Below are 23976 nucleotides of genomic sequence, written 5' to 3'. Positions count from 1 at the left end.
CCACGGTGACGGGCGTGGGGGGAAGATCGGGGCATGCGTGGGCGGATCGACCTCAACTGCGACCTCGGCGAGGGCTTCGGTGCCTGGAGCCTGGGCGAACCCGGCGCGGACACGGCGCTGCTCGATGTGGTGACCAGCGCGAACGTGGCCTGCGGGTTCCATGCCGGTGACCCGGTGCTGATGGGGGCCACGTGCGAGGCGGCGGTCGCCCGAGGGGTGCAGGTCGGGGCGCACGTGGCGTACCGGGACCTGGCGGGCTTCGGTCGTCGGTTCCTGGACGTGCCGGCCGACGTGCTGCGGGCCGAGGTCGTCTACCAGATCGGTGCGCTGGAGGCGTTGGCCCGGGCGGCGGGCGGCAGGGTCTCGTACGTCAAGCCGCACGGGGCGCTGTACAACGCGATCGTGCACCACGAGGAGCAGGCGCAGGCGGTGGTCGACGCGATCGCGGCGGTCGACGCCACGCTGCCCGTCGTCGGCCTCCCGGGCTCGGTCGTGCTGCGCCTGGCGGAGGAGCGAGGCCTGCCCACGGTGGCCGAGGCGTTCGCCGACCGGGGCTACCGGGCGGACGGCACGCTGGTGCCGCGCGGGTTGCCGGGCGCGGTGCTCACGGACCCGGACGAGGTCGCGCGCCGGGTGGTGCGGCTGGTGCTCGAGGGTGTCGTCACGGCCGACGGCGGCACCGATGTGCGCCTCGCAGCGGGGTCGGTCTGCGTGCACTCCGACACGCCGGGCGCGGTCGACCTGGCCCGCGGGGTCCGGTCGGCTCTGACGGCGGCCGGCGTCGACGTGACCGCGTTCGCGGCGCGATGACCGGCACCCGACCGGTGGTGCGCCCGTACGGCGACGAGGCGTTGCTGGTCGACCTGCCGGACCTGGCGGCGGTCCGCCTGCTCGACGCGGCACTCACGGCCGCGATCGCGGGTGCGCGCGCGGTCGCGTCGGCGGACGGGCACGCCGACGGACACGCCGACGGACCGGCCGACGCATCGGTCCGTGCGGTGCTGGACGTCGTGCCGGCGGCGCGGACGGTGCTGCTGCGCACGCGTCCGGGTGTCGACCTCACGGCGCTGGCCGCCCGGGTCCTGCAGGTCTGGGACGGGATCGACCGGGGTGCGGACATCGAGGCGGTCACGGGCCCGCGACTCGTCGAGCTGCCCGTCCGGTACGACGGCGCGGACCTGCGGGAGGTGGCCGATCTGGTCGACCTGTCGGTCGAGGAGGTCGTCGCGCGGCACCTGGCGCCGGAGTACACGGTGGCGTTCGGCGGGTTCATGCCGGGCTTCGCGTACCTGACGGGTCTGGACCCGCGGTTGCGCGTGCCGCGGCTGGCGACGCCGCGCGAACGGGTCCCGGCGGGGGCGGTCGCGGTGGCCGACGAGTTCAGCGCGGTGTACCCGGCGGCGAGCCCCGGGGGGTGGCGGCTGCTCGGCCGGTGCCCGACCGTGCTCTTCGACGTCGATCGTGAGCCTCCGGCTCTGCTCCCGCCCGGTTCCCGGGTCCGGTTCGTCGCGGTGGACGACCGGGTCGAGGGGGCAGCGCCGTGACCGCGCTGGAGGTCGTCGAGCCGGGCCTGCGCACGCTCGTGCAGGACGCGGGCCGCCCGGGCTGGGCGCACGTCGGTGTGGGGCGCTCGGGTGCGGCGGACCTCGACGCGCTGCGGCTGGCGAACCGCCTGGTCGCGAACCCGCAGGATGCGGCGGGCCTGGAGGTGCTGCTCGGCGGCCTGCGGTTGCGGGCGCTCGGTCCGGTCACGGTGGCGCTCGCGGGTGCGCCGGTCGCGGTGTGGGTGGACCGCGTGCGGGTGGGGATGCATGCGCCGGTCGAGGTCTCGGAGGGTGCGGTGCTGCGGGTCGGCGCCCCGGTCCGCGGGCTGCGCACGTATGTCGCGGTGCGGGGTGGCGTGGCGGTGCCGGAGGTCCTCGGGTCGCGGTCGACGGACCTGCCGGCGGGGCTCGGTCCGTCGCCGGTGCGTGTCGGGGACGTCCTGCCGGTGGGCCCGTCGCCGGCGTCGCTGCCGTTCGTGGACGTCGCCGCGGTCCGGCCCCGTGCCGACGAGGCCGTGCTCCCGGTGCTGCCGGGTCCGCGGGCGGACTGGTTCGTCGAGGACGCGCTCGCGGTGCTGTGCGGCGCGGTGCGCTACCAGGTGACCCCGGCCAGCGACCGGGTGGCGCTGCGTCTGGAGGGTCCGGTCGTCCGGCGGGCGCCGCGCACGGCGGGCCGTGAGCTGCCGTCGGAGGGTCTGGTGCCCGGTGCGGTGCAGGTGCCGCCGGACGGTCGGCCGGTGGTGTTCGGTGTGGACCACCCGGTCACGGGCGGGTACCCGGTGGTGGCGGTCGTGCGCTCCTGCGCGCTCGGTCTGCTGGGTCAGCTGCGTCCCGGGGAGCCGGTGCGGTTCGTGCGCGGGTGATGTCGACAGCGACACGCCGCGGACTTCGCGGATCTGGCCACGCGGCCACGCAGGTGCGGCGGGGGAGGGTCGGCGCGCCCGGGACGTTCGTCCCGGGCCGTCGTGCGCGACGGGCATAGAAATTGGCACATCTGGTTCGTCGTCGCGAAGCCGACCACAACATGTTGTGGTCGAGGTCCGGGGGCCCGCACAACGGACAGATCGTGACATCTCACCGCCGAGAACCGAGCACCGTCGAAGGAGCGCCATGTCCGATCAGGTCGTCGTCGAGGTCGGGTCGTCGATCGACGAGTACCTCGACCGCAGCGACTGGCGCGTCAACGCCAACGCGAACCAGGGCTACTCGCTCGGCGGGCTGATCCTCAACACCTCCGGCAAGGTCATCGCCAACTACTGGCTCAGCCACGTCTACCCGGAGGCCGTCGGGCAGGCGCACCGCAACGGCGACCTGCACATCCACGACCTCGACATGCTCTCGGGCTACTGCGCCGGCTGGTCGCTGCGCACCCTGCTGCAGGAGGGCCTCAACGGGGTCCCCGGCAAGGTCGAGGCGCGGGCGCCCAAGCACTTCAGCGCGGCCGTCGGCCAGATCGTCAACTTCCTCGGCACGATGCAGAACGAGTGGGCGGGCGCGCAGGCGTTCAGCTCGTTCGACACGTTCATGGCGCCGTACGTGCGGCTCGACGGGCTGAGCTACGAGCAGGTGCAGCAGTGCATCCAGGAGCTGATCTACAACCTCAACGTGCCCTCGCGTTGGGGCACGCAGACACCGTTCACGAACCTGACGTTCGACTGGGTGTGCCCGGACGACCTCAAGGACCAGGTGCCGTTCGTCGCGGACGAGCCGTGCGACTTCACGTACGGCGACCTGCAGGCCGAGATGGACATGATCAACCGCGCGTACATCGAGGTGATGACCACCGGTGACGCCTCGGGTCGGGTGTTCACGTTCCCGATCCCGACGTACAACATCACGCACGACTTCGACTGGCACTCGCCGAACGCCGACCGGCTGTTCGCGATGACCGCCAAGTACGGGCTGCCGTACTTCCAGAACTTCCTCAACTCCGAGATGAGCCCGGGCGACGTGCGCTCGATGTGCTGCCGTCTGCAGCTGGACCTGCGCGAGCTGCTCAAGCGCGGCAACGGCCTGTTCGGCTCCGCGGAGCAGACGGGGTCGCTGGGTGTGGTGACGATCAACTGCGCCCGCCTGGGCTACCTGCACACCGGCGACGAGGCGGCGCTGCTGACCGCGCTCGACGCGCTGCTCGGCCTGGCCCGGACGTCGCTCGAGCTCAAGCGTGAGGTCATCCAGAAGCTCATCGACGACGGGCTGTTCCCGTACACGCGTCGCTATCTGGGCACCCTGGAGAACCACTTCTCGACGATCGGCGTCAACGGCCTCAACGAGATGATCCGCAACTTCTCCGGCGACGCCTACGACCTGACCGACCCGCAGGGCCACGCGATGGCCGTGCGGCTGCTCGACCACGTGCGCGCCCGCATGGTCGAGTTCCAGGAGGAGACCGGCCACCTGTACAACCTGGAGGCCACGCCGGCCGAGGGCACCACGTACCGGTTCGCCAAGGAGGACCTCAAGCGGTACCCGCAGATCCTGCAGGCAGGTACGGCCGACCAGCCGTACTACACGAACTCCTCGCAGCTGCCCGTCGGCTTCACCGACGACCCGTTCGAGGCCCTCGCCCGGCAGGACGAGCTGCAGACCAAGTACACGGGCGGCACGGTGCTGCACCTGTACATGTCCGAGCGCCTGTCCAGCCCGGATGCCGCGCGCGAGCTGGTCAAGCGGTCGCTGTCGACGTTCCGGCTGCCGTACCTGACGATCACGCCGACGTTCTCGATCTGCCCGAACCACGGCTACCTGGCCGGCGAGCACCCGACCTGCCCGCGCTGCGCGCAGCAGCACCCGGACGCCGCACCGGTCGCGTGCGAGGTGTGGACCCGCGTCATGGGCTACCACCGGCCGGTCAGCTCGTTCAACGTGGGCAAGAAGGGCGAGCACGCCGAGCGCACCCCGTTCCAGGAGTCCGCCTGCGCCCTCGACGTCGAGCCGGCCGTTCTGACCTCCGACGAGCCCGCGACGGTGGGATGACCGGGACCCTGACCCCCGACGGCTCGGCGCGCGCCCTCCCGCTCGCCGGGCCGTCGGTACGCCCGCAGGTACGACCGCCCTGCGCCGACGACCTCGCGATCGCCGGTCTGACGGCGATGTCGTCCTGCGACTGGCCGGGCAGGCTCGTCGCGACGGCGTTCCTGCAGGGCTGCCCGTGGCGGTGCACCTACTGCCACAACGTGGCGATCCTCGACCCCCGCACGCCCGGCGTCGTGCCGTGGTCCGACGTGACCGGCCTGCTCGACCGCAGGCACGGCCTGCTCGACGGCCTCGTGCTGTCCGGGGGTGAGCCGACCCGGCAGGCGGGCCTGGTCGACGCCGCGCAGCAGGTCCGGGCGAGGGGGTTCGGCGTCGGCCTGCACACCTCGGGCGCCTACCCGGGACGGCTGGCCGCCGTGCTGCCGCACGTCGACTGGGTCGGCTTCGACGTCAAGGCCCCCGCGCACCTGTACCGGGCGATCACCCAGGTCGGCCGACCGACCACCACCGCCGACAGGGCGTTCGCCTCGCTGCGGCTCGTGCTCGACTCCGGCGTCGAGGTGCAGGTCCGCACGACGGTCGACCCCACGGTGCTCGGGCCGGACGACGTCACCGAGCTCACCGCGGTCCTGGCCGACCTGGGCGTGCGCGACCACGTGCTGCAGGAGGTCCGACCCGACGGCACCAGCGAGGACTACCGCGCGGCCCTCACCGCCGCACGCGGCGAGGGTGCCTGACCGAGCCGGCCCGGAGCTGCGTGCGCCACGGCTGCCCGGGCTCCGGGAGGTCGCCCCACCGTCGGTTGCCACCCGGGAGGTGACACCGTTGTCGGTGATCGGCGGCCCGGCTACCCGACCGTCACCGTGAACGGTGCGCCGAGCACCATCCCCGGCTCGGAACTGAGCGGCTGGACGTCGTGAGTCCGGCCGGCGGCGTGGACCTGCAGGCTGAGCGTCCACACGGACGGGTAGACCGTGTAGGTCCCGGCGGGGAGTGGCACGTCGCTGGGCCCAGCCTCGGAGCAGGCGGTGAGGGTGAGCGGGTTGGCGTCGAGCGGGTGGGGGACCCCGCCGTCCATGGCCAGCCGCACCGTGGACGCGTCCGTCTGGACCCAGGTCGACCCGACCACGACACCGTCCTGCACGATCCAGTAGGTCACCCAGAGGTCGAGCAGGGCGCGCAGCTGACCAGGTCCGTCGTAGATGAGCGCCGCCTGGGCGTCGACCGGCACCTCGCGCCCGACCTCGCCGACCGGCGGAGCGTTCGGCACCAGCGCGAGACTCAGACCTGCGGCGCGGCCCGGCGCGGTCGGTGCAGGGCCACCGCAGGCGGGCGCCGCAGCGGCCGGGGTCAGGTCCAGCGCGGGCTGCGGAACCTGCACGGGCAGGTCGGCGGCGCCCGTGATCAGGAGCGGGACCGGCGTCCCGAGGACGGTTCGCAGGCTGCCCTGGTCGCGGACGAGCTGGTCGAACCCGGCGTCGTCGAGAGCCTCGAGGGAGGTTGCGTCCGACGACTCGAGGACGCTGACGCGTGCCCAGGGCTGGACCTCGTACTCGCCCGCCGGCAGGGCGTGGCCGACGCTCACGCCCTGCTGCCCGGCGTCGCAGACGCTGAGCTGCGCGGCGCGTGCGTGGATCTCGACCTCGAGGCCCGCGCCGAGCCGCCGCTCCCAGGCGGGTGTGTCGTCGTCGGCCGGTTCGATCGTCGCGACGACGACGCCGTCACGGGAGACGGCGAGCCGGGGACCGGCCGAGGGGACGGCCGCGGGGTGCTCGACGTCGGCGCCGATGGAACCCTGGTACGTGAGCGGCCGGCCCGCCTCGAGCGAGGCTGCCCCCAGCTCCGCCACGATGTCGAAGCGGTCGTCGACGGGGTCCTGCGGTTCGGCCGTGACCTCGGCACCGCAGGCGCCGAAGGGCCGGGTCGGGTCGCCGACGGGGAGCACCGTCGGCGTGGTGGTGGGCGTGGGGCTCGGGCTCGCCGTCGGTGTCGAGGTCGGTCCCGGGCTCGAGGTCGGCACCGCGGGAGGGACGGGGTGGACCCGTCCGTCGAGGCCGTTGAGGTGCACGGCCGCCACCACGACGGCGCCGACCAGACCGACGCCGAGCGCGGCCCGTGCGGTGGTGCGCACGGTGCGCCGACGGTGGATCCGGTCGGCGAGGCTCTGGCCGTCGAGCCCGCGCAGCGGGGCACGGTCGGCAGCGTCGCGCAGGGCGCGGGACAGGTCGACGCTCATCGTGCGCTCCTCGGGGTCTCCGGGTGCTGCGGGGTCCCGTCGGCGTCGCCGCCGGGAGGTGCCGGTCGGGCTGGTCCTCCGGTCGCGGTGACCGTGACGGTGTCGTGGTCGCTCGCGCTCCGGACCGGGCCGAGGACACGTTCGAGTGCGCGGATCCCGTCGCTGGTGTAGCGCTTGACCGTGCCGACGGACAGCCCGAGCTGGTCGGCGGTCTCGGCGACGGACAGGTCCTCGTAGTAGCGCAGCACCACGCAGGCCCGCACCCGGGGTGCGAGGACCGCGAGCGCTGCCACGACGTCGGTGCGCGCGTCGACGTCGTCCGCGGCGCTGCCCGTGCTGGGAGGTGCCACGAGGAGGTGGCGCACACCCACCCATCGGCGCCGGCGTCGGTACCCGTCGACGTACCGGGACAGGATCGCCCGTCGCACGTAGCCCTCGACGGCACCCGGGTCGCGCAGGTTGCCGTTGCGCGTCATCACCCCGACGAGCGCGTCCTGGACGATCTCCTCGGCCGCGGAGGCGTCTCCGGTGAGCAGCCAGGCGTACCTGAGCAGGGCGTCGCCCCGCTGCCTGACCAGCTGGTCGAGCTGGCCTCCCCAGTCCGTCATCGTCGCCTTCCGCCCCCACCGGTGTGCGCCGACGGGTCGTCGTGCGCGCTCATCCAACAGGACGACCAGGTCGGCCGTTCGGTTGGGGTAGGAGTGCGGCGGGTCGGGCGGGTCACGGCGCGCGGCAGCGGGGCGGGAGGGGCGTGCGTGCTTAGATGCCCGCAGGGATCCGACCGGGCCGACGGGGGTACGCCATGGTGACGGTGCACGTGACCAGCGAGGACGTCGACGACCGGACAGTCGTCACGGTGTCGGGCGAGATCGACGTGTCCTCGGCGGACGCGTTGCGCGACCGGCTCGGGCTGCTGCTCGACGAGGATCGCACGGACCTGGTCGTGGACCTGCGGGCGGTCGCGTTCATGGACTCCACGGGTCTGGGCGTGCTCGTCGGCACCTTGAAGAAGGTGCGGACGGTCGGCGGACGGCTCGAGCTGGTGGTCGACACGGAGCGTCTGCTGCGGCTCTTCCAGCTGACGGCGCTCGACCAGGTGTTCACCGTGCACCGCACGCTCGAGGACGCGCTGGCCTGATCCGACGCCCCCCGAGCCGGGTCGTCCGTCGGGCGGCGCTCAGCGGGCGAGCGTGATCCGCACGGGCTCGGCGACGACGACCAGCAGGTCCGCCGGCGGTGTGGTGGTGAGCCCGTCGGCGTCGGTGACCTCCTTGGGCAGCACCTGCGCGAACGCCCAGGCCGTGTAGGTGCCGTCAGGCAGCCCGACGGTCGGGGCCTCGGCCTTGGTGACGGCCGACCCGTCGGGCAGGCAGACGGCGACCTGCGTGCCGCCGTCGGCGTCCGTGGCGTCGAGCAGGGTGGTGCTGCCCGGGCCGATCTCCACCAGGTCGACGTCCGCCCGTGAGGGGCCGACGAACGCGACCACGTCCCCGGTGGCGTCGGCGAGCGCGAGGGTGCCGCCGAGCGGGGCGTTGGCGAGCACGGTCGAGCCGTCGTCGGTGCCGAGGGTGACCGTGAACGGGGTCGAGCCCCCGACCCACTGCGCGGCGGGCACGTCGGCGGTGAGCGTGAGCCCGGCCGCGTCCGGCAGCCCGGCGGTGGAGGTGGGCGCGGGGGAGCCGCAGGCGAAGAGCGCGTCGGCCGGTCCGCCGGGCACGGGCAGCACGTCCGGCCGGGTCGCGGTGACGTCGGTCGACGGGGTGGTGCCCGGCTCGTCGGTCGGCGTGGCCGCCTCGGCGCTCACGACGACGCGTGTGCGCGCGCTGGCGACGGCGATCGTCGCGACGCCGCCCGCGTCGTCCTGCACCCCGAGCGTCTGCGTGACCAGCACCTCGTACGTCCCGGCCTCCAGCGGGTGCTGCGTGCTGCCGTGCAGGTACTCCTCGCAGGTCAGCAGGTCCACCGACAGCTGAGTCACGGGGTCCGGGCGCACGCCGTCCGGGTCGGCGGACGGCCCCTCCGTGAGTGCGTCCGACGGCCGCAGCACCTGCGGCCCGTCCTGCACGGCGACGACCACGCCGTCCTGCATGAACGACACGTCGGTGCCCACGACCCACGCCTCGTCGCCCGAGGTCACGGTCGCTGTGGTGGTCGCCGTCCACGGGTCGCCGGGCGCGATCCGTGCGGGTGCTGCGGTCAGGTCGAGCCGCACCGACCCGGTGTCGCGGGCCAGGTCGTCGGCCGCCTGCCCGCAGCGCAGGAACTGCGCGGGCCAGTCGCCCGAGGCGTCACCTCCCGGCGTGCGCGTCAGCACGACGAGCGAGGCCCCGATGCCCGTCCCGGCGAGCAGGACGACGAGCACGGTCACCACGGCACCACGACGGACGGCCATCGGTCCCCCTCGCTCGAGCCGCGCCCTGGCCTCCGTTGTACCCGACTCCGATGGCGGGCGCTCCGCGACCGGTCAGCGCGGCTCGAGCTGGTACTGCAGCAGCGTCTTGCCCTCCTCGTCCGTGACCTGGCGGAGAGCGACCTCCCAGTTCGCGGTGGTGACGACCTGGGACTTGTTGACGACGAGGGTCGTGAGCTGGTCCGCCGACATGGTCATCGTGTCGACGCTCCGGCCACCGGCCGCCACGAGTGCGTTCACAGCGGCATCGAGAGCCCCGACGCTGTCGGTCTCGGTCTGGACGAGCCAACCGGGGTTCGACCCACGCGTGGCCACGGCCGTGACCACCGACTCTCCGACAACCGGGACCTCAGCGGCCGGGTAGTCCGACGGAAGGTCGGTGAGCGCGGACAACGCAGGCTCGAGCCCGAGCCCCCACGGCCCGCCCAGGATCTCCGGGGTGCCGGCGGCCGTCGGCGCGCTGAGCGCATAGAGCGCGTACACGCCGTCGGGCAGTGGGGTGCTACCGGCGTCGAGGCCCGGAGCGCACACCGTCAGCACGTCGCCGAGCGTGACGACCGTCTGGACTGCTCCGGACGCGGGGTCCATGAGAATCACGGCGTTACCCACCTCTGGACTCGGTACGACCTGCCTCCCGACAACGGTCCCCTCGGCATCGGTGGCGACGATCCGCGACACCCCCACTGCCGTGTCTGCCACTGCGCCGCGTGGCACTTCGTGGAGTGTGGCGGTCAAGGAGCGACCCGCGAGCGGCTGGGGGTCCGCCCCGAACGTCTCCTCGGTGGGCGTCGTCTCGGATGCCGTAGGCGAGGCGACGGCCAGGAACGCCTCGTTCGTGCTCGAGACAGTCAGCTCCCCGATGTCCGACCCGCAGGTCCCGGGGGCTGCGGACGGGTTCGCCGCGGGCAACACGTCGTCAGGCCCCCTGCGCCCGACGACCTGTACACCCGCGAACGCGAACGCGCCCGCAGCCCCCGCACCCACCGCGCCCCGGACGACCGCGCGGCGCGTGCGCCGACGTCGGACCCGGGTGGTCAGGGTGGCCAGGTCGATCCCGATGCCCGTCTCGTCGGCGTGGCCACCGGCGCCGCCGTCGACGGTGTCGTGCAGCGTGCGGGTCAGGTCGATGGTCATCGCGTGCCTCCGTTCGCGATCAGGTGGACGTCCTCGTCGTGCGCGTCGGGCAACGGTCCGAGGACCGTCTCGAGCTGCGCGATCGCGTCGGACAGGTATCTCTTGACGGTGCCGTCGGACAGGTCGAGCCGTCGGGCGATCTCGGGCACCGTGAGGTCGTCGTAGAACCGCAGGACGACGCACGCGCGCAGCCGGGGGCGCAGGGTCGCGAGCGCGGAGTGCACGTCGACGCGGATGGTCACCGCAGGTTCGTGGTCGGCGGTCGTCTCGTCGCGGGCGAGCAGGTGGCGCAGGCCGTCCCACCGCACGGTGCGCCGGCGTCCGTCGAGGAAGATCGTCAGCACGGTCCGGCGCACGTACGCCTCTGCGGCGGCGACCTCGCGCAGCGGGCGTCCCTGGCCGAAGCACCGCACGAGCGCGTCCTGCACGAGGTCCTCGGCTGCACGCTCGTCCCCGGTCAGCAGGGTGGCGTACCGGACGAGAGCGCGACCACGCACCTGGACGAGCGCGCCGAGCACGTCCTCCCACTGCGCCATGTGCCCGCACCCGTCCTCGTCGTCGGCCCTGCCTGGTCGAGCGCCCCGGTGGAGCCTCACCCACCAAGACGCACGAGGGGGGCGAAACGTTGGTCGCGCGCCCGAGGTGCGTCGGTGCGCCCCTGGCTACACTGCGACCTTCCGGCAGCAACGGGGCTGTCCGGGCAGGCAGGGTCGGGGGCCCGTGCCGCCGTTCGAGGAGGACGCATGCTCGAGCTGGGTTCCACGAGCATCACGATCGTCACCGTCATCGCCGCCGTCGGGCTCGCGTCCCTGGTCGTCGCGGCCGTGCTGCGCCGGCAGGTGCTGGCCGCAGGCGAGGGCACGGCGTCGATGCAGGAGATCGCCCGCGCGGTGCAGGAGGGCGCGTCGGCGTACCTGCGTCGGCAGTTCCGCACGTTGGCGCTGTTCGCGGTCGTGGTCTTCGGTCTGCTGTTCCTGCTGCCGGGCGACTCCGGGGTGAAGATCGGTCGTTCGCTCTTCTTCCTGGTCGGAGCGGGTTTCTCGGCGTCGATCGGGTTCCTGGGCATGTGGTTGGCGACGCGCGCGAACGTGCGTGTGGCCGCTGCGGCGTCCGGGCCCGGCGGTCGGGCCGAGGGGGCGCGGATCGCGTTCCGGACCGGTGGTGTGGTCGGCATGTCGGTCGTGGGCCTCGGTCTGCTGGGTGCGGCCGGTGTCGTGCTGATCTACCGCGGCGACGCCCCGGCGGTGCTCGAGGGCTTCGGCTTCGGCGCGGCGCTGCTGGCGATGTTCATGCGGGTCGGCGGGGGCATCTTCACCAAGGCGGCCGATGTGGGTGCGGACCTGGTGGGCAAGGTCGAGCAGGGCATCCCCGAGGACGACCCGCGCAACGCGGCCACCATCGCGGACAACGTGGGCGACAACGTCGGCGACTGCGCGGGCATGGCCGCCGACCTGTTCGAGTCCTACGCCGTGACCCTGGTCGCGGCCCTCATCCTCGGCAAGGCCGCGTTCGGCGAGCACGGGCTCGTGTTCCCGCTGATCGTCACCGCGATCGGTGCGTTCGTCGCGCTGCTCGGTGTGGTGACCACCCGCGTGCGCGGCTCGGAGAGCGGGCTGACGGCCATCAACCGGGGCTTCTACGTCTCGGCGCTCGTCGGTGTGCTGCTGGCGGCCGTGGCCGCGTTCGTCTACCTGCCCTCGACGTACACGGGGTTCCAGGGCGCGACGGCCGGCCTCGAGACGCACGGCGGCGACCCCCGGGTGGTCGCGTCGGCCGCGGTCGCGATCGGTGTCGTGCTCGCCGGGATCATCCTGTGGGTCACCGGCTACTTCACCGGCACGACGAGCAAGCCCACGCTGCACGTGGCCCGCACGACGCTGACGGGTGCGGCCACCGTCGTGCTGTCCGGCATCGGCGTCGGCTTCGAGTCGGCGGTGTACACCGCGGGCATCATCGCGGCGGCGATCTGCGGGGTGTTCCTCATCGCGGGCGGCTCGGTGCCGCTGGCCCTGTTCCTGGTGGCCCTGGCAGGGTGCGGGCTGCTCACCACGGTCGGCGTGATCGTCGCGATGGACACGTTCGGGCCGGTCAGCGACAACGCGCAGGGCATCGCGGAGATGTCCGGCGACGTCTCGCCCGAGGGTGCGCAGATCCTCACCGACCTCGACGCGGTCGGCAACACCACGAAGGCCGTCACCAAGGGCATCGCGATCGCCACGGCCGTGCTCGCCGCGACCGCGCTGTTCGGTTCCTACGCCGACGCGGTGACGACCGCGCTGTCGAAGGTCGGCACCGACCTGGGCGGCGACATCGCCGCCGCGATGACCAGCTACGAGATCATCAGCCCCGTCACGCTGGTCGGGGTGATCCTCGGCGGGGCGACCGTCTTCCTGTTCTCCGGCCTGGCGATCGACGCCGTGACCCGCGCGGCCGGCGCGATCGTGTTCGAGGTGCGCCGCCAGTTCCGCGAGCACCCCGGGATCATGACCGGCGAGGTCCGCCCCGAGTACGGCAAGGTCGTCGACATCTGCACCCGCGACTCCCTGCGCGAGCTCGCGACGCCGGGACTGCTCGCCGCGTCCGCGCCGATCGCGGTCGGTTTCGGCCTGGGTGTGGGCCCGCTGGCCGGGTTCCTCGCCGGGGCGATCGGCTCGGGCGTGCTCATGGCGGTGTTCCTCGCGAACTCCGGCGGGGCCTGGGACAACGCGAAGAAGATCGTCGAGGACGGCAAGTACGGCGGCAAGAACTCCGAGGCGCACGCGGCGGCGGTCATCGGCGACACCGTCGGAGACCCGTTCAAGGACACGGCCGGACCGGCCATCAACCCGCTGATCAAGGTGATGAACCTCGTCGCGCTGCTCATCGCCCCGGCCGTCGTGAGCGTCTCGGTGGGGGACGATGCCAACCACGTCCTGCGGCTGTCGATCGCCGTGGTGGCGGCGCTGGTCGCGTTCGGTGCGGTGATCGTGTCGCGGCTGCGGGCCGCGCGCGTCGACGCCGAGGGTGCGCTCGAGCGCGAGCCGGTGGAGACGTTCGCCGGATCACCGCGACCGTGAGCCGCGCCGGGGTCCGGTGAGCCGTCCGCTGCGGGTCGCCACCTACAACCTCAAGGGTCTGCACCTCGACGAGGACGCGGCCCGTGAGGTCGTGCGGGAGCTCGCACCCGACGTGCTCGGGGTGACCGAGCCGCCACGCGGGCTCACAGGCAGGTGGCGTCTGCGGGCCTTCGCACGGGCCGTCGGGCTGCGGGTCGTCGTCGGCGGGGGCGGCGCGCGGACGACCGCGCTGCTCGTCCGCCCCGAGGCCCGGGTGGAGCAGGGTCGTGCCCGGCGCCTGCCGGTGCGTCCGGGGCGGGTGCGGCGCGGGTTCTGCACCGCGGTGGTCGACGGCGTCACGGTCGCGGTCGTGCACCTGGGCCTCGACGCCGTCGAGCGCAAGGCTCACCTCGCGCGCGTGCTGACACCCGTCCCTCCCGGCACGTCGGTGCTGGTCGGCGACCTCAACGAGCAGCCGGGCCGCCCGGCGTGGACGACGCTCGGCGGGGTGCTGCGCGACGCGGCTGAGGTGGCGGCCCACGCGTCCGGTGCACCACCGGAACCCACCTACCCCGCGACGGACCCCCGGTGGCGGATCGACGTGGTGTTCGTCGGCCCGGACGTCGAGGTCCTCGCGGCCCGGGTGCCCGCCGGCCCGGCGGTCGAACGGGCGAGCGACCACCGCCCGCTCGTCGTCGACCTGCGCGTCCCGGAACCCGGCGCGGCGCACGGGAGGATGGGCGCATGAACGCGCCCGCCGACCAGCACCCCGTGACCGACCCTGCCGCCCTCGCCCTGCTGGCCGACGACCTGCGCACCGTCGGGTACACCGTCGAGGGCGTCGAGGACGTGCTCGGCCCCGTGGCGTCCGCGGCTCTGCACCGCGAGGAGCCGCTGCCCGCCCGCCGGGCCACCGCTGGCCTGGTCGCCGACGCGCCGGGGGAACGGGTCGCCACCCTGGTGCGTGCGTTCCTGCTCGGTTCCTCGGTGCGACGTGACGCGGTCGACCGGGCGCTGCCCACGCTCGGCGTGGCGGGTGCCGTCCGGCTCGGGCTGCTCGCCGCAGCCGGCCGGGGTGACAGCGACGAGGTCCGCGCACGCGTCGACCTGCGCCCCTACGCCGCGTTCGACGGCGGCGGCGCCGTCGACTGGTGGATCGCCTCCGACCTCGGCGAGCTCGCCACGGGCGGCGCGCTGCGCACCGACCACGTGCTCGGGGTCGGCGGGGCCTCCACCACGCTCGCCCAGGTGACCGTCCGCGACCCGCGGGAGCGGGTGCTCGACCTCGGCACCGGCTGCGGGATCCAGGCCCTGCACGCCTCCCGGCACGCGGCTGCGGTCGTCGGCACGGACATCTCCGCCCGCGCCCTCGGGTTCGCCCGGTTCAACGCCGCGCTCGCCGGCCTGGGCGACGACCGGCTGACCCTGCGCCTGGGCTCGATGCTCGAACCCGTCGCAGGCGAGCAGTTCGACCTCGTCGTCAGCAACCCGCCGTTCGTCATCACCCCGCGCGTCGAGGGCGTGCCCGCCTACGAGTACCGCGACGGCGGTCAGGCGGGCGACGCGATCGTGCGCGAGCTCGTCGAGGGCGTCGGCGCGGTGCTCGCCCCCGGTGGCGTCGCCCAGCTGCTCGGCAACTGGGAGGTCCGGCGCGGCGAGGACTGGTCCGAGCGCATCGGCACCTGGGTCGAGGCGTCCGGCCTGGACGCGTGGGTCGTCCAGCGCGAGCTGCAGGACCCCGCCCAGTACGCCGAGACGTGGATCCGCGACGGCGGCACGACACCCGACCGCGACCGCGCCGCGTGGGACGCCCGCTACGGCGCCTGGCTCGACGACTTCGCCTCGCGTGACGTCGAGGCCATCGGCTTCGGCATCGTCACGCTGCGCCGCCCGCTCAGCGGGCCGCCCACGCTGCGTCGCCTCGAGGAGGTCACCGGATCCGTGCGTCAGCCGCTCGGTCCGGTCGTCTCCGCCGTCCTGGCCGCGCACGACGCGCTCGACCGGCTCGACGACGACGCCCTCGCCGCCACCCACCTGACGGTCGCCCCCGACGTCACGGAGGAGCGTTACCTGACCCCCGGCGCGGCCGACCCGCAGGTCGTGCTGCTGCGCCAGGGCGGCGGGTTCGGCCGTGCCGTGCAGGCCGGCACCGCCCTGGCCGGGTTCGTCGGCGCGTGCGACGGCGAGCTGTCGGCCGGGCAGATCATCGGCGCGCTCGGCGCCCTGCTCGGGGTCCCGGCGGCGGACGTCGCGGCCGACGTCCTGCCGGACGTGCGCGGCTTGGTCCGCGACGGTCTCCTGCTGACCTGAGCCGGAAGCGAGGCTTCCGGCCGGCGAGGTCAGCGCTCTCGGCGGTACCGTCGCAGGCCGAGGTGGACCGCGAGCGCGGTGAGCGCGAGTGCGGTCGCCAGGAACGGCCACGCAGGTCCGGCCAGTGCCTTCGAAACGAGGCCGACGGTCATTCCGGCGCCGCAGAGGGCCAGGTGGTGCCACGGCGGGCGGCCGGTCCCCACCTGCTCCCGCGCTGCGCCCGAGTCGACGGGACGTGCGCGCGGTACTGCGCTCATCGAGGCATCCGCGCTCGCGGAGGCCTCACCAGGCGGACGGCTGTCGGGCGGCACGCGCCGAGAGTAGTCGGACGGCGCGGTCAGGCCACGGGTGCGGTCACTGCGACGGCGGCCGTGGCCGCGGGTCGGCGGTGCCGCAGGCCCGCGTCGTTCGAGCCGAGCCGTTCGGCGATGTCGAGCCAGGCCTCGCGCTTCTCGGGCGTGCTGAACCGCACCTTGGCGAAGCGGGTGAGGCCGACGGTCTTGACCCCGCAGAACGTGAGGGTGGCTCGCGTGAGGGAGGTCTCGGCGGCGTTGCGGTAGACGAGGGCGTTCCACAGCACGGGGGCGTCCATCGTCATGAACACGCGCGCCGTGGTGCCGCCGAGCAGGCGTTCGGAGACGTGCCCGCGGCCGCGGCGGAACGCGACGCCGGAGAGCATCACGCGGTCGAGGAACGCCTTGAGGACGGCCGGGTACGTGCCCCACCACTGCGGGAAGAAGAACACGAGGTGGTCGGCCCAGCGCAGGTCCTCGACCCAGCCGGCGATGCGGTCGTCCAGGTGGGAGGTGTCGCCCTCGGGTGCGCGGACGTCGGCCGCGGTGCGGGGGTCGTGCGGGAAGTGGTCGGCGGCGAGGTCGGCGACGCGGACCTCGTGCTCGGGCGTCTCGGGGGACAGCGCGCGCAGGCCGGCGACGTAGCGGTCGGCGAGCGCGTGGTTGAAGGAGCCGGGGATCGGGTGGCCGATGACGACGAGCGTGCGAGGCATGGGGTTCAGCGGTCCTTCTCGGGGAGGGCGGGATCGGGGAGGGCGGGCTGCGGACGGAAGGCGGCCAGGAGGGTCGTGAGCTCGCGGTGCAGCGCGTCGAGGTCGACGGAGGTCAGGTGGGCGGCCATGGCCGTGAACTCGGCCTCCAGCATCCGGCCCGCGTCCGCGACGAGGTGCACGCCGGTGTCGGTGAGGTGCAGCACGACGCGGCGGGCGTTCGCGGGGTCGGTCCCGGTGCGCACCCAGCCCGCCGCGACGAACGAGGGCAGCCGCTTGCTGACGGCGGCCTTGCTGACGCCCAGGCAGCGGGCCTGCTCGGTGATGTCGGGGCGGTCGAGGTCGGCGAGCACGGCGAGGAACAGGTACTGGCTGAGCGTGACGTCGAACAGCGTGCGCAGCCGGATGTCGGCGTCGGCGTCGAGGGCGTCGACGAGCTCGTGCAGCGTGACGGTGATGCGGTCGCCCAGGGGGTGGTCGGGGCCGCGCCGGGAGTCGCTCACGGCAACGGAGTCAACAGGTTGACACCCGAGGTGTCAACTCGTTGACACCCACGATCACGTGCACCGGCGTCACCCTCGGCGCCTGCTCGGGGCCGCCCCTCACAGGTTCGGCACAGGGCGCTGCTACGGGCGGCCCAGACCCTCTTCCTACCGTCGAGGCCGCATCCACCGTGTCCGTTCGTGTGTCCGTTCGTGTGCCTGTCCGTGTGCCTGTCCGTGTGCTTGTTCGTGAGGGAGACCATGCTGCATCTCTGGAAGAAGACGCGCCCGCTCACGCGGGTGGTCGCCGGGATCGTCGTCGCGGGGGTCGCCGCGACGGCCGTGTGGTGGTTCGGGTTCCGGACCACCACGGACGCCGCCGCAGCCACCCTGCCGACCACCCAGACCGTCCAGGCGAGCCTGTCGACGATGGAGAAGTCCGTCAGCGCGACCGGCACCCTGACCCCCACCGTGCAGGAGGACGTCAGCTTCGACGTCAGCGGCACCGTGCTCACCGTCGACGTCGCGGCCGGCGACACCGTCACCGCCGGACAGCAGCTCGCGACGGTCGACACGCTCACGCTCAACGCCGACCTGCTGTCCGCCCAGGCCACGCTCGCCAAGGCGCAGGCGTCGCTCGACACCGCCGAGGACGACGACGACGGCACCGACGCGGCGGACGCCCAGATCGCGGCCGCGCAGGCGCAGGTCGACGTCGCCCAGGCGCAGGTCGACACCGCGCAGGAGGCGATGGACGACGCGACCCTCGTGGCCCCCGTCGCCGGCCTGCTCACCACGGTCGGCATCGAGGTCGGCGACACCGTCACCGGCTCGTCCTCGGGGTCCTCCGGCTCGTCCGCCGGGGCCGCGTCCACCGGCATGACCGGCACCTCGACCACCAGCACGAGCACCTCGTCCACCGGCCAGTTCACGATCGTCGGCACCGACACCTGGGAGGTCGACGTCACGGTCGACGAGACCGACGTCGCGCTGATCGCCGTCGGCGACCAGGTCGAGATGACCTCGGACGACCTCACCGACACCGTCTACGGGACCGTCAGCGAGATCGGGCTGGTCTCCAGCAGCACGTCCGGAGTGGCGGCCTACCCGGTGGTCATCACCGTCACGGGCGACCACGAGGAGCTCTTCGACGGCGTGAGCGTCGACGCGACGATCATCTACGAGCGCCGCACCGACGTGCTGACCGTGCCCAGCCTCGCCGTCACGCAGAACGACAGCGGAGAGTCGGTCGTGACGACCGTCGACGACGCGGGCACCGAGACCGAGGTCGTCGTCGAGACCGGCGAGACCTCCGGGTCGACCATCGAGATCCTGTCCGGCCTCGCCGAGGGCGACTCGGTCGTCGTGCAGACGTTCACCGGCCGCGCGAGCGGCACCGAGCAGAGCACCGACGGCGCCGATCAGGGCACCGGCGGCTTCCAGATGCCCGAGGGCGGCTTCCAGCCGCCGACGGACGGGTCCATGCCGCAGATGGGTGGCCAGTCCAATGGCTGACGCGCTGCTGCCCCCCGCCCTCGCCTCGTACGCCGGCACGCAGGTGCTCGACCAGCGGGCCCCCGCCGGGCCGGACGCACCGGTCATCGACCTCGAGGGCGCCGGCAAGACGTACCGCACCGGCAGCATCGAGTTCGAGGCGCTGCGCGGCATCGACCTGCGGATCGAGCAGGGCGAGTACGTCGCGATCATGGGCCCGTCCGGGTCCGGTAAGTCGACGCTGATGAACATCATCGGCTGCCTCGACGTGCTCACCCGCGGCTCGTACCGGCTGGCCGGCGAGGACGTGTCCGAGCTCGACGAGGTCGAGCTGGCGCAGATCCGCAACCGGCGCATCGGGTTCGTGTTCCAGCAGTTCCACCTGCTGCCGTCCCTGGCCTCGTGGCGCAACGTCGAGCTGCCGCTCATGTACCGCAACGTGCCGGCCGCCGAGCGCAAGCAGCGGGCCGCGGCCGCGCTCGAACGCGTCGGGCTGGCCGACCGGGTCGCCAACAAGCCGGGCGAGCTGTCGGGCGGTCAGCAGCAGCGCGTCGCGGTCGCCCGGGCCCTCGTCGGGGAGCCGGCCTTGCTGCTGGCCGACGAGCCGACCGGCAACCTCGACTCGACGTCCACCGCGGACGTGCTCGGCCTGTTCGACGAGCTGCACCAGCAGGGCCGCACCATCGTGCTCATCACGCACGAGCTCGAGGTCGCCCAGCAGGCGCACCGCATCGTGTGGGTGCGCGACGGCCTCATCCAGTCCGACGAGGTGAACGCCCGGTGAGCTGGACCGAGACCCTCCGCACCGGCTGGTCGGCGGTCCGGGCGCACGGGCTGCGCTCCGCCCTGACCGTGCTCGGCATCCTCATCGGCATCGCCGCGGTCATCCTCACCGTGGGCCTCGGCCTGGGCACGCAGAAGGACGTGAGCGAGCAGATCAGCTCGCTGGGCTCCAACCTGCTGATCGTCACGCCCGGTTCGAGCACCGACTCGTCGGGTGTGCGCGGCGGCTTCGGCTCGGGCGCCACGCTGACCCAGGCGGACGCCGAGGCGCTCGCCTCCTCGGTCAACGCCCCCGACGTCGGCGGGGTCGCGGCCGAGAAGACCACGTCGCTCTCGCTCGAGGCCAACGACACGAACTGGACGACCTCGGTCACCGGTACGACCACGTCGTGGACGGACGTCCGCTCGCGCGAGCTCGCGGTCGGGTCCTTCTTCACGGACGACGACGTCGACTCCTCGGCGGCCGTCGTCGTGCTCGGCACCGAGACCGCCGAAGAGCTGTTCGGCTCGACGAACGTCGTCGGGCAGACCGTGACGATCTCCGACACCGACTTCGAGATCGTCGGCGTGCTCGCCTCGGCCGGCGCGAGCGGGGACAGCGACCTCGACGACGTCGCGATCGTGCCGCTCACGACCGCCTCCGAGACGCTCGTGGGCGGCACCGACCGCACCTCGGTCTCGACCATCTACGTGCAGGCCGCCTCGACCGACCAGCTCTCGGCCGCCTACCAGGAGTCCACGAACCTGCTGCTCAACCTGCACGGGATCACCGACACCGACTCGGCGGACTTCACGATCAACTCGCAGGACTCGCTGGTCTCGACCGCCACGGCCGTGTACCGGACGCTCACCGTGCTGCTCACCGGCATCGCCGGCCTGTCGCTGCTCGTCGGCGGCATCGGCGTCATGAACATCATGCTGGTCTCGGTCACCGAGCGGACCCGCGAGATCGGTCTGCGCAAGGCCCTCGGCGCCCCGCCGTGGGCGATCCGCCGGCAGTTCCTCGTCGAGGCCACGATCCTCGGCCTGGCCGGCGGGATCATCGGCGCCGGCCTGGGCATCGTCGCCGCGCACACCCTGCCCTCGTTGCTGGACACCTCGATCGTCGTGTCCGGCGCCGCCGTGGCCGGCTCGGTCGTCGTGGCCATGGGCATCGGCCTGGTGTTCGGCGTCTACCCGGCCACCCGCGCGGCCAGGCTCGCGCCGATCGACGCCCTGAGGTCCGAATGAGCGTGCCCGCACCCGTCCCCACCGATCCCCTCACCAGGAGGACCCCGATGACCCTCACCCGTTCGCGTGCCGCGCTGGCCGCCCCCCTCGCCCTCGCCACCCTGCTGCTGGCCGGCTGCTCGGGATCCGCCACCGCGGACACCACGACCGCGGCCACGACCGCCGCTGCCGACAGCGGCCAGGCGGCCCCGGGCGACGACCAGGACCGCGGCGGCATCTCCGGCGAGATCGCCTCCGTGACGGACACCGTCCTGCAGGTGCAGGACGACGACGGTCAGACCGCCGTCTCGTGGACCGACGCGACCACGTTCAGCCGGACGGCCGCGGGCACGCTCGCCGACGTCACGGTCGGCGCGTGCGTCGTCGCGATGACCGCGAGCACCGACGGGACCACGACGGGCGCCGCGACCTCCGTGCAGGTCACCGCGGCCGTCGACGGGGAGTGCAGCACCGGCTCCTTCGGCGGGGCCGGCGGACGCGGAGGCGCGGGTGCGGGCGACATGCCCACCGACATGCCCACGGACGGCGCGGGCGGGATGCCGACCGACCTGCCGACGGACATGGCAGGCGGGGCGCCGACCGGCATGCCCACGGACGGTGCCGGGGGCATGGGCGGCTTCGGTGCCGTGACCGCGGGCCTGGTCAGCGCCGTCGACGGCAGCACGATCACCGTCGAGGCGACCGGCACCGACGGCACGACGACCACCGAGACGGTCACCGTCGACGACGCCACGACCTACACGGCGACCGTGACGGCCGACTCCTCCGCGGTGGTCGTGGGCCTGTGCGCCTCGGCGCAGGGCGAGGCGGACTCCAGCGGTGCGGTCGCCGCGACGAGCATCACGGTGTCCGACCCCACCGACGGCAGCTGCAGCACCGGGTTCGCCGCCATGGGCGCGGGCCGCGGGGGCGACGGGTCGGGTGACTCGGCCGATGCGTGAGCCGACGAACGAGCCGACGCGTGAGCGCAGCACGGCGCAGCGACGCCGGTCCGCCCGGCGCAACGGTCGACGCCGGGTCATCGCGATCGGCGTGACCACCGTCGTCGTCCTCGGCGCGGCCGGCGGGGGCGTCGCCCTCGCGGTCGGGCGCACCGGGACCGACACCTACCGCACGACCACCGCGAGCCTGGGCGAGGTCGAGCAGACGATCGACGCGACCGGCACGATCGCCTCCGCCGAGCGCGCCGACGCGGCGTTCTCCGTGGGCGGCACCGTGGCGAGCGTGGCGGTGGCGGTCGGGGACACGGTCACGGCGGGCGACGTGATCGCCAGCCTCGACCCGACCTCGCTGCAGGACGCGATCGACGAGGCCGAGTCGACCGTCGCCGACGCCGAGCAGCAGCTCGAGGACGACCTGGACTCGCAGACGTCGAGCTCGACGACCAGCAGCACGTCCACCACCTCGTCGACCACCTCGTCGACGGCAGGCACGTCCACGGGCTCGTCGACGACGGCCTCGGCCGGGTCGCCCACCGGCGCCACGGGCACGTCCACGACGGGCACCGGCTCGACGACGGGCGGGTCCACCGACGCAGGCACCGGAACGGGCTCCAGCACGGGTACGGGTACGGGCACCGGCTCGGGGGCCTCCGCGCAGGTCACGAAGGCCGCCGCGGCCGTGACCGACGCCCAGGCCGCGCTCCTGGCGCAGTACGCGACGGCGACGGACGCGCTCACGGCCTCCGGGACCGTGCTCACGGCCTCGCAGACGGCGTGCACGGCGTTCCTCGCCGTGCTGCCCTCGGACGTCCTGGGCGCTCCGGTCACCGGGGACCCCACGGGCTCGGGCACCGTGACGGTGTGGCCCGCGACGGTCGCCGCAGGCGCCGCGCAGAAGGTCTCCGGCGCGGGCTTCACGGCCGGCGACGTGCTCGACGTCGTCGTCTCCGACAGCGGTGGCACGTCCGCCGTCGCCACGGTCACGGTCGGCGCGGACGGCACGTTCTCCCTGGCCCGTCTCGTCTCCTCGACCGAGGGAGCAGCCTCGGTCGAGGTGCACGACGCCGCGGACGCGACCCTGGCGACGGTCGGGACGACCGTCGTGGCCGACTCCTCGACGTCCGGTCTGCAGGACGCCCTGACGGCGTGCCAGTCGGCACTGACCGACGTGCAGGACGCCCAGACCCTGGTCGGCACGGCGCAGACCGAGCTGCTCACGCTCACCACCGCGCTCGACGACGCCGTGGCGGCGCTGCAGAAGCTCGTCGCCACCTCGTCCACGGGCACCGGCACCGGTACCTCCACGGGCACAGGCACGTCGACCGGTACCGGCACGTCGACGAGCTCCGGCTCGACGACCGGCACGAGCGCGGCACCGTCCACCGGGACCACGGGTTCGAGCACGTCCTCCACGACGGGCTCGTCGGCGGCCGCCTCGGCCGGTTCCGGCACCACGGCCTCGACCACGGGCGGCTCGTCCGCAGGTGCGACCTCGACCGTCGCCACGGCGGCGGACATCGTCGCCGACCAGGCCGCGATCGCGCTGGCCGAGGCCGACCTCGAGCTCGCGCAGAGCCAGCTGCAGTTCGTCGACCTGACGACCCCGGTCTCGGGCACGGTCGCCGCGGTGTCGATCGTGGCAGGCGACACCGTCTCGGCGTCGTCGACCACCGCGGTCATCACGGTCATCGGGGCGACCGGCTACGTCGTCACGGCCACCGTGCCGCTCAGCCAGGTGAAGATCGTCGCGGTCGGTCAGAGCACGGACCTGGAGGTCCCGGTCACGGACGAGGTGCTCACCGGCACGGTGTCGAGCATCGGCGTGCTCAACGCGTCGACCTCCAGCTCGACGCCGTCGTACACGGTGACGATCGCGGTCGACGACACGGACGTGCAGCTCTACGACGGCTCGTCCGCGCAGGTGCACGTCACGGTCGCCGGGGGCGACCAGGTGCTCACGGTTCCCAGCTCGGCCGTCCACCTGGACGGGTCGACGGTCACCGTGCAGGTCCTGCGGGACGGGGTGGCCGAGGACGTCGAGGTCACGCGGGGTGCCGTGGGCACCGAGCTCACCGAGATCACCGACGGCCTGTCCGAGGGCGACGTGGTCGTGCTGGCCGACCTCACGCAGGAGATGGTCTCCGACGACTCGAGCACCAGCACGGGCCTGTCCGGGCTGAGCGGGTCGACGGACGAGGAGAGCACGTCCGGCGGGCAGATGCCGGACTTCTCCGGCGGTGGCATGCCGGCCGGCGGCATGGGTGCCCGTCCGGGCAGCTGAGCCTCCACCACGCGCAGGAGGGCGTCCGTCGACCGGGCGCCCTCCTGCTGCGTGCGACGGGTGAACCGCTTCGGCCCGGCGTCTCGCGCGGGCCGTCGCAGGGCGCGGGCAGGCGGC

22 protein-coding genes are annotated in these 23976 nt (G+C 73.7%); 14 read left to right on the top strand and 8 right to left on the bottom strand.

Features of this window, described 5'->3' with window-relative positions; translation table 11 throughout:
- Positions 1-33 precede the first annotated feature (33 nt).
- The 5 genes from BKA22_RS04375 (at position 34) to BKA22_RS04355 (ending at position 5257) form a co-directional block, all read left to right on the top strand.
- Complete coding sequence (locus BKA22_RS04375) at positions 34-810, top strand: LamB/YcsF family protein (RefSeq protein ID WP_146954037.1); 777 nt, start codon at positions 34-36, stop codon at positions 808-810.
- Positions 807-1544 carry a 5-oxoprolinase subunit B family protein gene (locus BKA22_RS04370; RefSeq protein WP_146954036.1) on the top strand — a complete coding sequence of 246 codons (738 nt, stop codon included), beginning with the start codon at positions 807-809 and terminating at the stop codon, positions 1542-1544. The genes BKA22_RS04375 and BKA22_RS04370 overlap by 4 nt, the downstream gene beginning before the upstream one ends.
- Positions 1541-2407 (top strand): 5-oxoprolinase subunit C family protein, encoded by an 867-nt coding sequence (locus BKA22_RS04365; RefSeq protein ID WP_146954035.1) that lies wholly within the window; start codon positions 1541-1543, stop codon positions 2405-2407. Before BKA22_RS04370 ends, BKA22_RS04365 begins: the two co-directional genes overlap by 4 nt.
- A gap of 208 nt (positions 2408-2615) precedes the next feature.
- Complete coding sequence (locus BKA22_RS04360; RefSeq protein ID WP_262926920.1) at positions 2616-4520, top strand: ribonucleoside triphosphate reductase; 1905 nt, start codon at positions 2616-2618, stop codon at positions 4518-4520.
- The gene (locus BKA22_RS04355; protein WP_146954033.1) at positions 4517-5257 is read left to right on the top strand and encodes an anaerobic ribonucleoside-triphosphate reductase activating protein; all 741 of its coding nucleotides are present in this window, start codon (positions 4517-4519) and stop codon (positions 5255-5257) included. Before BKA22_RS04360 ends, BKA22_RS04355 begins: the two co-directional genes overlap by 4 nt.
- Positions 5258-5367: 110 nt before the next feature.
- Here BKA22_RS04355 and BKA22_RS04350 read toward each other — a convergent pair whose 3' ends face one another.
- Positions 5368-6756, bottom strand: a complete 1389-nt coding sequence (locus tag BKA22_RS04350) for a hypothetical protein (RefSeq protein WP_146954032.1) — start codon at positions 6754-6756, stop codon at positions 5368-5370.
- Positions 6753-7364 (bottom strand): SigE family RNA polymerase sigma factor, encoded by a 612-nt coding sequence (locus BKA22_RS04345; protein WP_146954031.1) that lies wholly within the window; start codon positions 7362-7364, stop codon positions 6753-6755. The genes BKA22_RS04350 and BKA22_RS04345 overlap by 4 nt, the downstream gene beginning before the upstream one ends.
- Before the next feature lie 155 nt (positions 7365-7519).
- Between BKA22_RS04345 and BKA22_RS04340 the strand changes: the two genes are divergently transcribed.
- Complete coding sequence (locus BKA22_RS04340) at positions 7520-7894, top strand: STAS domain-containing protein (RefSeq protein ID WP_306458346.1); 375 nt, start codon at positions 7520-7522, stop codon at positions 7892-7894.
- A gap of 39 nt (positions 7895-7933) precedes the next feature.
- Here the strand turns inward: BKA22_RS04340 and BKA22_RS04335 are convergent, their stop codons facing one another.
- The 3 genes from BKA22_RS04335 to BKA22_RS04325 form a co-directional block, all read right to left on the bottom strand.
- Positions 7934-9148 carry a hypothetical protein gene (locus tag BKA22_RS04335; protein WP_146954030.1) on the bottom strand — a complete coding sequence of 405 codons (1215 nt, stop codon included), beginning with the start codon at positions 9146-9148 and terminating at the stop codon, positions 7934-7936.
- A 72-nt stretch (positions 9149-9220) separates the two neighbouring features.
- Entirely contained in the window at positions 9221-10300 is a 1080-nt protein-coding gene (locus BKA22_RS04330) for a hypothetical protein (RefSeq protein ID WP_146954029.1), read from the bottom strand.
- Entirely contained in the window at positions 10297-10836 is a 540-nt protein-coding gene (locus tag BKA22_RS04325; protein WP_146954028.1) for an RNA polymerase sigma factor, read from the bottom strand. The genes BKA22_RS04330 and BKA22_RS04325 overlap by 4 nt, the downstream gene beginning before the upstream one ends.
- A gap of 207 nt (positions 10837-11043) precedes the next feature.
- Between BKA22_RS04325 and BKA22_RS04320 the strand changes: the two genes are divergently transcribed.
- The 3 genes from BKA22_RS04320 to BKA22_RS04310 are packed head-to-tail and all read left to right on the top strand — an operon-like array spanning position 11044 to position 15645.
- A complete protein-coding gene (locus BKA22_RS04320) occupies positions 11044-13356 on the top strand; it encodes a sodium-translocating pyrophosphatase (protein ID WP_146954027.1) in 2313 nt (770 codons plus the stop codon).
- Positions 13357-13372: 16 nt separating this feature from the next.
- A complete protein-coding gene (locus BKA22_RS04315; protein WP_146954026.1) occupies positions 13373-14083 on the top strand; it encodes an endonuclease/exonuclease/phosphatase family protein in 711 nt (236 codons plus the stop codon).
- Entirely contained in the window at positions 14080-15645 is a 1566-nt protein-coding gene (locus BKA22_RS04310; protein ID WP_146954025.1) for a DUF7059 domain-containing protein, read from the top strand. Before BKA22_RS04315 ends, BKA22_RS04310 begins: the two co-directional genes overlap by 4 nt.
- Positions 15646-15674: 29 nt before the next feature.
- Here BKA22_RS04310 and BKA22_RS04305 read toward each other — a convergent pair whose 3' ends face one another.
- The 3 genes from BKA22_RS04305 to BKA22_RS04295 all read right to left on the bottom strand — a co-directional run bounded on the left by BKA22_RS04305 (position 15675) and on the right by BKA22_RS04295 (position 17151).
- The gene (locus BKA22_RS04305) at positions 15675-15902 is read right to left on the bottom strand and encodes a hypothetical protein (protein WP_146954024.1); all 228 of its coding nucleotides are present in this window, start codon (positions 15900-15902) and stop codon (positions 15675-15677) included.
- Between the two features lie 80 nt (positions 15903-15982).
- Positions 15983-16651 (bottom strand): NAD(P)H-dependent oxidoreductase, encoded by a 669-nt coding sequence (locus BKA22_RS04300; RefSeq protein WP_146954023.1) that lies wholly within the window; start codon positions 16649-16651, stop codon positions 15983-15985.
- Positions 16652-16656: 5 nt separating this feature from the next.
- Positions 16657-17151 carry a MarR family winged helix-turn-helix transcriptional regulator gene (locus BKA22_RS04295; RefSeq protein WP_146954022.1) on the bottom strand — a complete coding sequence of 165 codons (495 nt, stop codon included), beginning with the start codon at positions 17149-17151 and terminating at the stop codon, positions 16657-16659.
- Between the two features lie 240 nt (positions 17152-17391).
- Here BKA22_RS04295 and BKA22_RS04290 point away from each other — a divergent pair, with 240 nt between their 5' ends.
- The 5 genes from BKA22_RS04290 to BKA22_RS04270 are packed head-to-tail and all read left to right on the top strand — an operon-like array spanning position 17392 to position 23859.
- Entirely contained in the window at positions 17392-18645 is a 1254-nt protein-coding gene (locus BKA22_RS04290; RefSeq protein ID WP_146954021.1) for an efflux RND transporter periplasmic adaptor subunit, read from the top strand.
- On the top strand, positions 18638-19408 hold the full coding sequence (locus tag BKA22_RS04285; protein WP_146954020.1) for an ABC transporter ATP-binding protein: 771 nt from the start codon (positions 18638-18640) through the stop codon (positions 19406-19408). Before BKA22_RS04290 ends, BKA22_RS04285 begins: the two co-directional genes overlap by 8 nt.
- Complete coding sequence (locus BKA22_RS04280) at positions 19405-20637, top strand: ABC transporter permease (RefSeq protein ID WP_146954019.1); 1233 nt, start codon at positions 19405-19407, stop codon at positions 20635-20637. Before BKA22_RS04285 ends, BKA22_RS04280 begins: the two co-directional genes overlap by 4 nt.
- A 47-nt stretch (positions 20638-20684) precedes the next feature.
- Positions 20685-21578: a hypothetical protein gene (locus BKA22_RS04275; protein ID WP_146954018.1), complete on the top strand. Its 894-nt coding sequence runs from the start codon at positions 20685-20687 to the stop codon at positions 21576-21578.
- A complete protein-coding gene (locus BKA22_RS04270) occupies positions 21571-23859 on the top strand; it encodes an efflux RND transporter periplasmic adaptor subunit (RefSeq protein ID WP_146954017.1) in 2289 nt (762 codons plus the stop codon). Before BKA22_RS04275 ends, BKA22_RS04270 begins: the two co-directional genes overlap by 8 nt.
- Positions 23860-23976: the final 117 nt, after the last annotated feature.

It is taken from the genome of Cellulomonas soli, from assembly GCF_013409305.1.
Lineage (GTDB): Bacteria > Actinomycetota > Actinomycetes > Actinomycetales > Cellulomonadaceae > Cellulomonas > Cellulomonas soli.
This window is presented reverse-complemented; position numbering and strand designations above follow the sequence as displayed.